The sequence below is a fragment of the Mesorhizobium sp. C268A genome, from assembly GCF_040324475.1.
GTDB lineage: Bacteria > Pseudomonadota > Alphaproteobacteria > Rhizobiales > Rhizobiaceae > Mesorhizobium.
In genome coordinates, this window is sequence record NZ_JAMYVX010000003.1 from 314,682 (window position 1) to 326,616 (window position 11,935).

At 63.3% G+C, this 11,935-nt stretch carries 11 protein-coding genes; 5 read left to right on the forward strand and 6 right to left on the reverse strand.

Annotation, left to right across the window (positions count from 1 at the left end; genetic code table 11):
• Positions 1–54: 54 nt before the first annotated feature.
• Both NKL06_RS28430 and NKL06_RS28435 read left to right on the forward strand, forming a co-directional pair.
• The gene (locus NKL06_RS28430) at positions 55–567 is read left to right on the forward strand and encodes a MaoC family dehydratase (protein WP_444848965.1); all 513 of its coding nucleotides are present in this window, start codon (positions 55–57) and stop codon (positions 565–567) included.
• Positions 567–1,442 (forward strand): HpcH/HpaI aldolase/citrate lyase family protein, encoded by an 876-nt coding sequence (locus NKL06_RS28435; protein ID WP_023691140.1) that lies wholly within the window; start codon positions 567–569, stop codon positions 1,440–1,442. The genes NKL06_RS28430 and NKL06_RS28435 overlap by 1 nt, the downstream gene beginning before the upstream one ends.
• Here the strand turns inward: NKL06_RS28435 and NKL06_RS28440 are convergent.
• On the reverse strand, positions 1,439–3,340 hold the full coding sequence (locus NKL06_RS28440) for a CASTOR/POLLUX-related putative ion channel (RefSeq protein ID WP_023691139.1): 1,902 nt from the start codon (positions 3,338–3,340) through the stop codon (positions 1,439–1,441). The genes NKL06_RS28435 and NKL06_RS28440 overlap by 4 nt on opposite strands.
• A gap of 111 nt (positions 3,341–3,451) precedes the next feature.
• Positions 3,452–4,036 carry a nitroreductase family protein gene (locus tag NKL06_RS28445; RefSeq protein ID WP_023723386.1) on the reverse strand — a complete coding sequence of 195 codons (585 nt, stop codon included), beginning with the start codon at positions 4,034–4,036 and terminating at the stop codon, positions 3,452–3,454.
• Between the two features lie 165 nt (positions 4,037–4,201).
• Between NKL06_RS28445 and NKL06_RS28450 the strand changes: the two genes are divergently transcribed.
• The gene (locus NKL06_RS28450) at positions 4,202–5,164 is read left to right on the forward strand and encodes an RgsD C-terminal domain-containing protein (RefSeq protein ID WP_023691136.1); all 963 of its coding nucleotides are present in this window, start codon (positions 4,202–4,204) and stop codon (positions 5,162–5,164) included.
• A gap of 58 nt (positions 5,165–5,222) precedes the next feature.
• Here NKL06_RS28450 and NKL06_RS28455 read toward each other — a convergent pair whose 3' ends face one another.
• Both NKL06_RS28455 and thrS read right to left on the reverse strand, forming a co-directional pair.
• On the reverse strand, positions 5,223–6,161 hold the full coding sequence (locus NKL06_RS28455) for a lysophospholipid acyltransferase family protein (RefSeq protein ID WP_023691135.1): 939 nt from the start codon (positions 6,159–6,161) through the stop codon (positions 5,223–5,225).
• An 85-nt stretch (positions 6,162–6,246) separates the two neighbouring features.
• Positions 6,247–8,220: a threonine--tRNA ligase gene (gene thrS, locus NKL06_RS28460; RefSeq protein WP_023691134.1), complete on the reverse strand. Its 1,974-nt coding sequence runs from the start codon at positions 8,218–8,220 to the stop codon at positions 6,247–6,249.
• 207 nt (positions 8,221–8,427) lie between these two features.
• Here thrS and NKL06_RS28465 point away from each other — a divergent pair, with 207 nt between their 5' ends.
• The gene (locus tag NKL06_RS28465) at positions 8,428–9,264 is read left to right on the forward strand and encodes an SAM-dependent methyltransferase (protein WP_023691133.1); all 837 of its coding nucleotides are present in this window, start codon (positions 8,428–8,430) and stop codon (positions 9,262–9,264) included.
• 13 nt (positions 9,265–9,277) lie between these two features.
• On the opposite strand, the gene blaOXA is transcribed toward NKL06_RS28465, so the two are convergent.
• Together blaOXA and yidD are read right to left on the reverse strand one after the other, a co-directional pair.
• The gene (blaOXA, locus tag NKL06_RS28470) at positions 9,278–10,093 is read right to left on the reverse strand and encodes a class D beta-lactamase (protein ID WP_023691132.1); all 816 of its coding nucleotides are present in this window, start codon (positions 10,091–10,093) and stop codon (positions 9,278–9,280) included.
• A 158-nt stretch (positions 10,094–10,251) separates the two neighbouring features.
• Complete coding sequence (gene yidD / locus NKL06_RS28475; protein WP_023691131.1) at positions 10,252–10,620, reverse strand: membrane protein insertion efficiency factor YidD; 369 nt, start codon at positions 10,618–10,620, stop codon at positions 10,252–10,254.
• A gap of 375 nt (positions 10,621–10,995) precedes the next feature.
• Between yidD and NKL06_RS28480 the strand changes: the two genes are divergently transcribed.
• Complete coding sequence (locus tag NKL06_RS28480; RefSeq protein WP_023667619.1) at positions 10,996–11,913, forward strand: LysR substrate-binding domain-containing protein; 918 nt, start codon at positions 10,996–10,998, stop codon at positions 11,911–11,913.
• Positions 11,914–11,935: the final 22 nt, after the last annotated feature.

The window sequence follows — 11,935 nt, forward strand, 5'->3', positions numbered from 1 at the left end:
CCAGGAATGACCCTAGGCAGAAATGGTTTACGAACGGTTCACCATGTTTATTAACTGGCTTGCGGGTGGCATGGGCAGCGCCTATCAACCGTCAGGCAGCGGAGGAGAAAAACGATGCCCGGGCTTTATCTCGAAGAGTTCGTCGTCGGACATGTCTTTCGGCACACGCTGCGCAAGACCGTCACCGAAAGCGATAACATGCTGTTCTCGGTGATGACGCTGAACCCGCAGCCGCTGCACATCGACTTCGACTTCGCCGCCAAGAGCGAATGGGGCAGACCGCTGGTCAATTCGCTGTTCACGCTCGGCCTGATGATCGGCATTTCCGTCAATGACATCACCGTCGGCACCACAATTGCCAATCTCGGCATGAAGGAGACGGTGTTTCCGCACCCGGTCTTCCACGGCGACACCATCCGTGTCGAAACGACGGTGCTCTCAGTCAGGGACTCGAAATCGAAGCCGGACCGCGGCATCGTCGAGTTCGAGCATCACGCCTACAATCAGAACGATGTGCTCGTTGCCAAATGCACGCGCCAGGCGATGATGATGAAAAAGGCGGCCTGATGCGCTCGCTGCTGTTTGTGCCCGGGGATTCCAAAAAGAAACTGGAGAAGGGTTTTGGCGCCGGCGCCGACGTGGTCATCGTCGACCTTGAGGATTCCGTGGCGCCACAAAACAAGCCGTCGGCACGCGACATCGCAGCACGCTTTATTGCCGGCAACAGGCAGCAGACAAGCTCCGCCATCTATATCAGAGTCAACGACCTATCGACCGGGTTGACCGACGATGATCTGGCCGTCCTGGTTCCGGTCAAACCCGACGGCATCATGCTGCCGAAGTCGAACAGCGGCCAGGATGTCCAGCAGCTATCCGTAAAGCTCCGCGTACATGAGGCCGAAAACGGATTGCCGGATGGCGCGATCAAGATCCTGCCGATCATTACCGAGACCGCTGCTGGGTTGCTGGCCGCCGCGACCTATGCCGGGGCAAGCGCCAGGCTTGCCGGCCTCACCTGGGGTGCCGAAGATCTGTCGGCGGCGATCGGCGCGCAGGCTGCGCGCGACGACAACGGCCGCTACACCGATGTCTTCCGCCTTGCCCGCACCATGACCATCCTTGCCGCCGGCGCAGCTGAAGTCGCGGCGATCGACACGGTTTTCCCCGCCTTTCGCGACATGGCCGCCTTCGAAGCCGAATGCACGGAGGCCGAGCGTGACGGCTTTACCGGCAAGATGGCGATCCATCCGGCGCAAGTGCCGGTCATCAACGCCGCCTTCACGCCATCGGCGGAGGCAGTGCAACGCTCGCAGGCCATCGTCGCGGCCTTCGAGGCGGCCGGAAATCCCGGCGTGGTCGGCATTGACGGCAAGATGTATGACCGGCCGCATCTCAGGCTCGCCGAACGGCTTCTGGCTCGCGCCAAGGCAGTCGGGGTTTAGTCCCGCGCCAGCACGATGACCCGGTCCTCCGGCAGGTAGGCCAGCGCTTGCGACTTCAAAGGGTTGACGGTGACGCCGCCCAGAGCCCGCTCATCATTCTGCGCAGCGCGAACGCGCCTATGCCCGATGGCGATCTCGCCGCGCAGACGCGCCGATTCCGCGATCGTCCAGAACGTCACCGGATGGTCGATGGCGACATAGTCGCCGACCGGACGCATGTAGATTTCGGAGCCCTCCTCGTCGAGCAGGTCATCGAAGATCGCGGCGAGATGCTGGTTCTCGGATGCCTGCGCCAGCATCAGGCTGACCAGCCTGTTGCTGACGACGAAATCATCGGCCTTGGTCACCGCCGCCAACTCGCGGTTGCGCACGTCGATCATTTCGCTGACAATCGAGATATGCGTGCCGGCATCGTCTGCGATTTTGCGCAAATGCAGCAGCGTCACCAGCGTGCGCGTATCGGCGGGCTGCGCTGCCATGGTCTCGCTGTAGCCGAGGACGAGCACGTGGTCGTAAGAAGGCACGTCCAGACTTGCCAGTGCTGTTCTGCTCGACGTGTCGGTGATGCGGCAGGAAACCGCCAGATTGTCGCCGACGACCGGCAGTCCGGCAACTTCCTGCTCGAGGCCAGGCGTATCGGCGGCGATGGTCAGGATTGACCCAGGTGCGACGTAGCGCGACAGTTCATAGGTGATGATCGGACCGCGCCGGTTCCAGCCAAGGATCAGCGTGCGCTCCGGCTTCGCCTCGACAGGCTGATGGCGAAGGATTGCCGCGGCTTCGATCTTGGCCCCGGCGCTTCCCAGCTTGATGGCGGCATCGTCCTCGGCAATGATGATGGCGCGCATGTCCTTGCCGATTACCAGCTCCGACGGCGGGTTGAGATTGACGCGCCCCTGCTGGTCGCAGAGCCCGATCAGCGTGCAATGCTCATACGCCATCACTGCCTCGCCGAAGGTCTTGCCGGTGAGATCAGGCTGCTCGGTCGTGTAGATTTCGCAGCCGTCGAAATCGAGCAGCTCCGAATAGACGCCGCTGAGACCCGACTGCCGGCTCGAATGCACGACGATGCGCGAGATCAGCTGGTCGGCCAGGACAAGCTGTACCTCGGCCCCGCCGACGACGCGGGCAACCTCGGCGTTCTTTCCGTCGCGGATCTCGGCGGCGATGTTATAGGGCGCCGTGCGCCGGTTCGGGTCGTTGGCCAGCGCCAGCACCGTCTTGATCACCTGCGAATCCGGGTCGTCGCCGTCCGGCGACAGCACGATGATCGAGCGCGAGGTCTGCGGGTTGACGATGGCCAGATCGTAGAGGTCGGTCGGGTCGCCGCTGCGGCAGATGATGCGTGTATTGCCCAGTCTGCCGACTTTGGCGGCGATCTCGTCCTCCATCGCCACCTTGTCCATATTGGCCATGACGACAATGCGCGGATGGCGGCGGCTGGCATTGGCAATGACGAGTTCGGAGATGACGTCGAAGATCGACGGCGACCAGTTGAGGATGATGGTGTGGTCGCTCTCCAGCACCCGCGAACGGCCCTTGCGCAATTCATCGAGCTTGCTGTCGACGCCGGCGCTGAGCACGCCGATGAGGGCCGACACGACGAAGATGCCGGCGAGCGTGACAAAGAGCATGACGAGACGAAAGGCCCAGCCGGTGTCGCCGCCCATCGTGCCGGAATCGAGCGTGCGCATCAGCGATTCCCAGAATGCTTCGAAGAAGTTCAGTGGTTCGCCGCCCTCCGGCGCGATGCGGGTCACCGCAAGAAAAGCCGCGGCGGCGATGATGATCAGCAGCGAAGCGACGGCGAGCCAGCCGATCAGCGCGATCGGCCCGGCCGCCATGCTCTTGTCAAACCCATAGCGCAGCCGGGTTCGCAGCAAGTCTCGTTTCTTCATGTCGCCGGCGACCCCCAAAAAAATCCCCATGGTCGATGCGCCAACCCCCAACGCATCGCCGAAGCCGCTGTCTTAGCCTGTGTTTAAATAAAGGGGAATCGCTTTCGGGTGTCAGCCGTTCCACGGCCCCGCATAATCGGCATAGAGCTTTGCCGGATCGGGCCGCGGCCGTTCCGGCGCCGGTCCCTGATAGCAGCCGATATGGACGAAGCCGACAACACGTTCCTGTGGCGCCACTCCCAGCAGCGCCCTGCCCTCCGCCACGTCGGAATACCAGTTGCTGATCATGTTGGTGCCGTAGCCCAGCGCATTGGCTGCGATCATCAGGTTCATCGCCGCCATGCCGCCGGACAGGAACATTTCCCATTGCGGGATTTTTGGATTGTCCTTCGGGCTCGAGACCACGCCGATCACCAGCGGCGCACGCGAAAACCGAGCCAGTTCCTGGTTGCGGCGGTTTTCCGGCAGCGGTCCTTCGCGCTGTTCGGCGAGCGCCGCCAGCTTCCTGCCGATCTCGACGCGCGCCTCGCCGCGATAAAGGATGAAGCGCCACGGCTCCAGCCGGCCGTGATCGGGCACCCGGCTTGCAGCCGCGATCATGGTCGCGATATCGCCATCGCTGGGCGCCGGTTCCTTCAATTCAGGAATCGGTGCGGAGTTTCGGGTCAGCAGGAAGTCGATGATCGGCGACGCCATGGGGGCCAGGTCTCCTAAAGCACTCGATTTTGAGCTGAAGCGCGCCATTGCGGATCGGGGCGGCTCCGGCATTGGCGCGGGCGCGCCGGACGAAAGAACCTGTTGCCAAGGCGGTCGGACTCTTAAGCCTTGAAATTGCCACCGCCTTGGGCTTCAACGCAAGGCATGTTTGAGGGGACATCGCGCCTTTTCCTGATTTGGCTCGCCGTAGCGCTGTTTGCGCCGGCCTCGATGGCCATGGCGCAGAATGCCGACGGCATCGGCAATCTGAAACTCCCCGATATTTCGAGCTATGCACCGCCCAAGGGCGAGACGCCGCTGGCACTCGGTGGCGGCGGCGCCATAACGCTGTCGGCGCAGTTGACCGACAAGGGCGCCGACATCACGCGCGGCATCGTCTGGCGCGTCTTCAAGCCCGAGGCCGCCGGCGACGGCAAGCTGCCGATGGTGGCTTCCGCGCATGGCGGCAGCGCCGTGTTCCAGCTCGAACCCGGCAGCTATCTGGTCCACGCCTCATACGGACGCGCCGGCGCCACCAAGCGCATCACCGTCGGCAAGGACGCCAAGCGCGAAAGCCTGGTGCTCGATGCCGGCGGCCTCAAGCTCGACGCGGTGCTGTCGGGCGGCGTGCGTATTCCGCCGAAAAAACTGCGCTTCTCCATTTATGAGGGCACCGCCGAGGCCAATGGCGACCGCGCTTTGATCATTCCCGATGTCGAGCCGAACAGCGTCGTGCGGCTCAACGCCGGCGTTTATCATGTCGTCTCCACCTATGGCGCGGTCAATGCCGTCATTCGCTCCGACATCCGCGTCGAAGCCGGCAAGCTGACCGAAGCCACCGTCGAGCATCGCGCGGCGGAGGAGACCATGAAGCTGGTGCGCGAGACCGGCGGCGAGGCCATCGCCGATACATCCTGGTCGCTGCTCAACGAATCCGGCGACCCGATCAAGGAGGCCGTCGGCGCCTTCGCCTCGATGGTCTTGGCCGAAGGCCAATACACCATCATCGCCAAGAACCGCGACCGCATCTACCAGAAGGATTTCACCGTCGTTGCCGGACAGAACCAGGAGATCGAGGTCCTGGCCACCGAGGCGTCGGCCATCGATCCCGAGGAAGGCGCCGACTGACCGGCGCGCCCATTGGCCTCGGTTTGGCCCTCAGTTGAAGTGGTAGTTCAGGGCTACGTCAGGCGGCCTTGCGCAGGCGGCGCTGCAGGAAGTGGACCCGGCCGCGCGGCGCGTCGGGCGCCAGATCGAAGACGCCGCGATGAAGACGCTCAAGCAGCGCCTTGCGATCGCGCAGCGATTCCAGCTCGGCCCAGCTCAACAGGTTGCCGACGCGCACGTCGATCGTCTTGCCGGACAGCCGCGCGAATTCGCGGATGAGCATTGAAAGGCGCAACGTCAGCGACGCCTTGCCGACGAATTTCGCCACCCTTCCTTCGCGCTCCGCCATGTTCATCGGGCCGCTGACCAGATGGAACAGCCGGCCGTTCTGCCCGGAAAAATGCATCGGCACCACCGACGCCTTGGCGTCCTGCACGAGGCGCGCCGGAAACATCTTCCACGGCAGGTCGCGCGCCCGGCCAAAGCCTTTCGGCGCGGTGGCGACGCCGCCGGCCGGAAATACGACGATGGTGACGCCCTCTTTCAACAGCCGCACTGCCTCGTGGCGCACCGCCATGTTGTTCTTCACCGCGTCCTTGGTCTCGGAAAAGTCGACCGGCAGCGAGTACGGTTCCATCTCGCGGATCTTCAGCAGATCCTTGTGGATCATGACGCGGAACGGACGCCCGAGCTGCTCGACGAGCGACAGCACGGCAATGCCGTCGCCAATGCCGAACGGGTGGTTGGCAACGATCACCAGCGGCGTGTCGGGCAGCCCCGCCGGCGGCCACTGATCGGTGCTGCGCACCTTGACGTCGATCAGCTGCAGCATGCGGCTGAACACCCGCTCGCCGGTCGGCGCCACCTGGCGGCGCCAGAAATCATAGAGCGCGGCATACCGGTCGCGCCCCGACAGACCTTCAATGGAATGGATGAACCAGCGCGTCAGCGCCGGCTGGCTCGCATTGGCGTAGGAGAGTTCGGGAAACGGTCTTTCCCGTATCTTCAGCTTGAGCATGGGGGCTCGTTACAAGGTTGGCGTGACAGGCATGTGAAAATGGCGGTGGATCGCTCCACCGCCATTTCTACGAAACATTGTTTGCTCAGGCCGCGCTGCGCCTTCGGTCGGCTGAAACAGCCTCGTCGGAAAGCAGCTTCAGCGCGTCGGCCAGCTTGAGCGATTCCTGATCGCGCGAGCCGAGCCGGCGGATGTTGACTGTCTCCTCCTCCGCCTCGCGCTTGCCGCAGACGAGGATCACAGGAACCTTGGCCAGCGAATGCTCACGCACCTTGTAGTTGATCTTCTCGTTGCGCAGATCCGGTTCGGCCAAAAGTCCTGCCGCCTTCAACTGTGCGACAACCTTTCGCGCATAGTCGTCAGCATCCGAGGTGATCGTCGCCACAACCACCTGCAGCGGCGCGAACCATAGCGGGAAATGGCCGGAATAATGCTCGATCAGGATGCCGAGAAAGCGTTCCATCGAACCGCAGATGGCGCGATGCACCATCACCGGCTGCTTCTTTTCCGAATCCGAACCGATGTAGAAGGCGCCAAAGCGTTCCGGCAGATTGAAGTCGACCTGCGTGGTACCGCACTGCCATTCGCGGCCGATGGCGTCCTTCAGCACATATTCGAATTTCGGCCCGTAGAAAGCGCCCTCGCCCGGATTGATCGAGGTCTTGATGCGGTTTCCCGAGCGCGTCCTGATCGTATCCAGCACGTTGCCCATGATCGCCTCGGCATGATCCCAGGCCTCGTCGGTGCCGACCCGCTTATCCGGCCGCGTCGACAGCTTCACGCTGACATCGTCGAAGCCGAAATCGGCGTAGGTCGACAGGATCAGATCGTTGATGCGCAGGCACTCCGCGGCCAGCTGCTCCTCGGTGCAGAAGATGTGCGCATCGTCCTGCGTGAAGCCGCGCACGCGCATCAGTCCGTGCAAGGCGCCGGACGGTTCGTAACGATGCACATTGCCGAATTCCGCAAGCTTTACGGGCAGATCGCGATAGGATTTCAACCCATGCTTGAATATCTGCACGTGGCCCGGACAATTCATCGGCTTCAGCGCGAACACGCGGTCGTCGTCGGTGTCGTCGCCGGCCACCGTCACCTTGAACATGGCATCGCGATACCAGCCCCAGTGGCCCGACGTCTCCCACAGGCTCTTGTCGAGAACCTGCGGTGCGTTGACCTCCTGGTAGCCTTGCTCGTCGAGGCGGCGGCGCATGTAGTTGACCAGATTCTGGAACATCTTCCAGCCCTTGGCGTGCCAGAAGACGACGCCCGGCCCCTCTTCCTGGAAATGGAACAGGTCCATCTCGCGGCCGAGCTTGCGGTGGTCGCGCTTCTCGGCCTCTTCCAGCATCGTCTGGTAGGCATCGAGTTCAGCCTGCTCGGCCCATGCCGTGCCGTAGATGCGGGTCAGCATCGGGTTGTTCGAATCGCCTCGCCAATAGGCGCCGGCCACCTTCATCAGCTTGAAGGCGTTGCCGATCTGGCCGGTCGAGGCCATGTGCGGGCCGCGGCAGAGGTCGAACCATTCGCCCTGGGAATAGATCTTGAGATCCTGGTCTTCGGGAATGGCGTCGATCAGTTCCAGCTTGTAGCGCTCGCCCTTCTCGGCAAAGACCTTTTTCGCCTTGTCGCGCGACCAGACTTCCTTGGTGAACGGCTTGTTACGCGCAATGATCTCGCGCATCTTGTTTTCGATCACCGGGAAATCGTCAGGCGTGAACGGCTCGTTGCGGGTGAAGTCGTAATAGAATCCGTTCTCGATCACCGGCCCGATGGTCACTTGCGTTCCCGGCCACAGTTCCTGCACGGCCTCCGCCAGCACGTGTGCTGCATCATGACGGATGAGCTCCAGCGCGCGCGGATCGCTGCGGGTGATGATCTCGACCTTGCCGGACTTGCCAAGCGGGTCGGAAAGATCGCGAACGGTGCCGTCGATGGCATAGGCGACAGCCTTCTTGGCCAGCGACTTCGAGATCGATTCGGCGAGGCCCGCACCGGTCATCGCCGCGTCATAGTCGCGGACGGAGCCATCGGGAAATGTCAGGGAAACGGAATTCAGCATCGGGTATCTCCTATCCAGTCCCGCAAACGAGCGCGGGTGGTCGTGGTGTGAAGCCGGAGGCATCCGGCAGCGGGCGGGTTTTAGAGGCCACGCGGCATCAGGTAAAGAGCCGTCGTTGGCGCAGCTGTCAGGAAATGGCGCGACAGATGTCGCAGGCCAGTCGCACAGCCTTGCGAATTTCCCCGACACGAGGTTGGAATCCCCGGCATGGAAGACGCAAAACCCAGCCGAACCGCCTTGGGTGTCGCGCGCATGCGGGCCCTCCACCAGTTCTCGCAGCAGGCGGCGCTGTTTCGCGACCCATATGCGAGTGCGATACTGGGCGATGCCGCACCGATGGTGCAGGAGCTCGAGCAGGAAGGTGAGCGCAGCCGGCGCATGCGCCTGTTCGTGGCAGCGCGCGCCCGCCTCGCCGAGGACTGGCTGGCTGCGGCGGTGCGCCGGGGCGTCCGGCAAGTGGTGGTGCTCGGCGCCGGCCTCGACACTTTCTCGCTGCGCAATCCGTACCCTGATGTCGCGGTGTTCGAAGTCGATCACCCGGCGACACAGGCCTGGAAACGGAAATGCATCGCCGATGCTGGTCTTGCTGAACCGCGGGCCACGATGTTCGTGCCGGTCAACTTCGAGCGCCAGCGCCCCGCGGATGAACTGGCATCGGCCGGTTTGCGGCAGACCGAGCCCAGTTTCTTCATCTGGCTGGGTGTCGTTCCGTATCTGAGCCAGGACGCAATCTTCAGCACCCTGTCCTGGATTGCCGGCATGCCCGGTTCGGAGGTCGTCTTCGACTACAGCGAGCCGGCCGAGAACCGCGATGCGGCTGGACAGGCTGCCCTCTCTTTCCATGCGGCGCGCGTCGCCGCTGCCGGAGAGCCCTGGATCAGCTTCTTCGTGCCCGCGGCACTGGCGCAATCGCTGCGCGAGCTCGGCTTCGATGAGATCGAAGATCTGGAAAGCAGCGACATCGCCGCCCGCTTCTCCAGGGCGCCAAAGGCGGAGACAAGGAATTCCGGCGGCCACATCCTTCGTGCCCGCCGGAGCACTTGAAGCTACAGCAAGCTCACTTCACCAGCTGCGTCAAATCCTTCAGGAACGCCGCGCGTGTCGCCAGGCCTTTCCGCATGTCGATCGGCTTGGTGTCGACGACCAGCCGGGCAAAGACGATCCGCCGGCCGCCCTTTTCGGCCCAGCCGACGAACCAGCCCAGCGAGCGCTTGTCCTTGCTGTTTCCCAGCCTGGTGCTGCCGGTCTTGCCCTGCACCGTCCAGCCGTCGGCCTGAAAACTCGGCAGGATGGCTCGGGTCATCTCGTGCGCCTTGGCAGAAACCGGCATCTTGCCGGCGAGCAGCTGGCGCAGGAAGGCTGTCTGTTCGATCGGCGATATCTCAAGCGAGGAATTTATCCAGGATTGCGTGAGCCCGTTGTCCTTGCCGGCATCGCCCGAGACATCCATGTTGCCGTAGCCGAATTTCGAGACGTAGCCGGCAAAGCTTTTTGCGCCGAGCCGGCGCACGATCTCGCGCGAATACCATACGATCGAGTCGCGCTCCCAGATCGTCGGGTCGACGGCCTTGTGGTCGCGCTTCACGGCCCTGAATTCAGGCTTGTAGTTCCAGGTCGGCGTATGCGCATCGCTCAGGATTCCGCTGTCGTAGCCGATCAGTGCCAGCGGCACCTTGAAGGTCGATGCCGGGCTGACGCGTTGGTCGCAGACGCCATTCTGGTAGAGCGTCTCGCCGCTCGCCGCGTCCTGGATAAGCGTACAGGCGACATCGCCAAGCGGCGCCGATTGCGCCCGCATCGGAAATCCCAGAAACCAGGCCAGCAGGAAGAGGACCGCGGCAATGATGAAGGGATGGGTTTCGATCCGACGCATGTGGGCTCTCCTGGGAATGAACAGGAGGCGCTTAGCGAAGTGTCTTGGCTCGATTTTGACTCAAATGCGCAGTCTTTGTGCAGGCCGTTGTTAAACCTACCGGATCGTAAAGAAATGCCGCCCTGGCGATCTATATCAGGGACCCAGCGCGTCCGCCGTCAGGCCTCGCCGCGCTTCCTGCCGATCTGCCAATAACGCCATGGCGTGAACCAGACGTAGCGCGGAGCGAGCACCTCCGGCACGCGGTCGACACCATGCGTTCCGAACGGCCCGCAGCGCAGCACGCGAAAAAGCCCCATCCAGCCGCCGGCCCACAGGCCATGGCGGGCGATTGCCTCATGCGCGTATTCGGAACAGGTCGGCAGATGCCGGCAGGAATTGCCGACAAAGCCGGACAGCGTCAGCTGGTACAAGCGCACCAGCGACGTGCCGAAAATGCGGCCGGGTGTTTTGCGCCAGGGACCGGGCCAGTTGCGCCCGCGCCGGGTCTGTCCGGCGGCATGCACATGCCGATGCTGGTCGCCCACCGCAGTCTCTTTCCGAACGCGACCCCGAAACCGGCTTCCGGGTCAGCTTGCGTTTCCAAACCGATAGATGTGAGCTTCGGCCGGCAAACGCAATCCTCTTCACTCACTCGCCTCTTTGTCGGCTTCAGGGTCGCGAGCGGCGAAAGGGATGCCGCTCCGATGGAGCCGCCCAGCGGGTGGCCGGCCTTTGCTCGGTGCGCTGCACATGATGCCGCCTGTCGCCATGCCACTGAAATGTCGCGATCCGCATCACATCGCAAAAGATCTTCAGTAACTGGATCATGGCGCATCTCCTTTGAGGCGGATTAGACGCCCGCTGGCCTTCGCCTTCAAACGAGTATAATTTCCGGTTCGGATAACTTTCGGTTATGCGAAATGAAGCGCGGACGGTTGCCCCTGACGGCGTTGCGAAGTTTCGAGGCAGCCGGCCGGCAATTGAGTTTCAGCCGGGCCGCCGAGGAGCTGTTCGTCTCGCAGGCCGCCATCAGCCGGCAGATCCGCGAACTCGAGCAGTTCCTGCACCAGCCCTTGTTCCACCGTCATCACCGCCGCGTCGAGTTGACCGAGGCCGGCCAGCGCCTGCTCGATCAGCTGGTCAGGAGTTTCGATGACATCGACAGGCTGCTTTCGGACCTGGTGGCTGTTCCGGCGCAGTCGGTGGTCCGCGTCAGTGTCGAGCCGTCGCTGGCCTCGGTATGGCTGTTGCCGCGGCTCAACCGCTTCAGCCAGTTGCGGCCCGATATCGACGTTTCCCTCGAAGTTGACCCAAGGCCGATCGAGTTCCGCAGCGATCAGCCCGAACTCGCCTTGCGCTTCAGCGCGCGCGCCACCTCATGGCCGCGCAGCGAGGCCGAATGGCTAGCCTCGACCGTCGATTCACCGGTCCTGTCGCCGGCCTTGCTGGGATCGGGCCCTGCCCTCGAAAAGCCGCTCGACCTTGCCCGCTACACGCTGTTGCACGAGGAAAATCGTCAGGGCTGGGCGCGCTGGTTCGAAGCGGCTGGCGTCGCCGCCGACGCCATTCCGGCGCGCGGCCCTATGCTGGCGGATGTGTCGCTGTCGAAGCAGGCCGCCCTGCTCGGCCACGGCGTGGCGCTGGGCGACCTCTTGCAGATCGGCGAGGAGATTGCGTCCGGCGCGCTGATCAAGCCGTTCGACATCGACGTCGCATCCGGCGCCTACTGGCTGGTGGCCAGGAGTTTGAAGGACCTGCCGGAGCCGGCCAAGGCCTTTGCCGACTGGGTGAGAAGCGAATTTGCCGAAAGCAGACGGGCGCAGGAACAGCAGACCTAAGCCGTCGTGCTTCTTAAGCCCT

Bases quoted from the DNA above. Each gene is read 5' to 3' on its own strand.
- NKL06_RS28440 (WP_023691139.1), bottom strand. From the start codon at position 3,340: ATGAAGAAACGAGACTTGCTGCGAACCCGGCTGCGCTATGGGTTTGAC.
- NKL06_RS28435 (WP_023691140.1), top strand. From the start codon at position 567: ATGCGCTCGCTGCTGTTTGTGCCCGGGGATTCCAAAAAGAAACTGGAG.
- NKL06_RS28445 (WP_023723386.1), bottom strand. From the start codon at position 4,036: ATGGCGTCGCCGATCATCGACTTCCTGCTGACCCGAAACTCCGCACCG.
- NKL06_RS28480 (WP_023667619.1), top strand. From the start codon at position 10,996: ATGAAGCGCGGACGGTTGCCCCTGACGGCGTTGCGAAGTTTCGAGGCA.
- thrS (WP_023691134.1), bottom strand. From the start codon at position 8,220: ATGCTGAATTCCGTTTCCCTGACATTTCCCGATGGCTCCGTCCGCGAC.
- blaOXA (WP_023691132.1), bottom strand. From the start codon at position 10,093: ATGCGTCGGATCGAAACCCATCCCTTCATCATTGCCGCGGTCCTCTTC.
- NKL06_RS28450 (WP_023691136.1), top strand. From the start codon at position 4,202: ATGTTTGAGGGGACATCGCGCCTTTTCCTGATTTGGCTCGCCGTAGCG.
- NKL06_RS28465 (WP_023691133.1), top strand. From the start codon at position 8,428: ATGGAAGACGCAAAACCCAGCCGAACCGCCTTGGGTGTCGCGCGCATG.
- NKL06_RS28455 (WP_023691135.1), bottom strand. From the start codon at position 6,161: ATGCTCAAGCTGAAGATACGGGAAAGACCGTTTCCCGAACTCTCCTAC.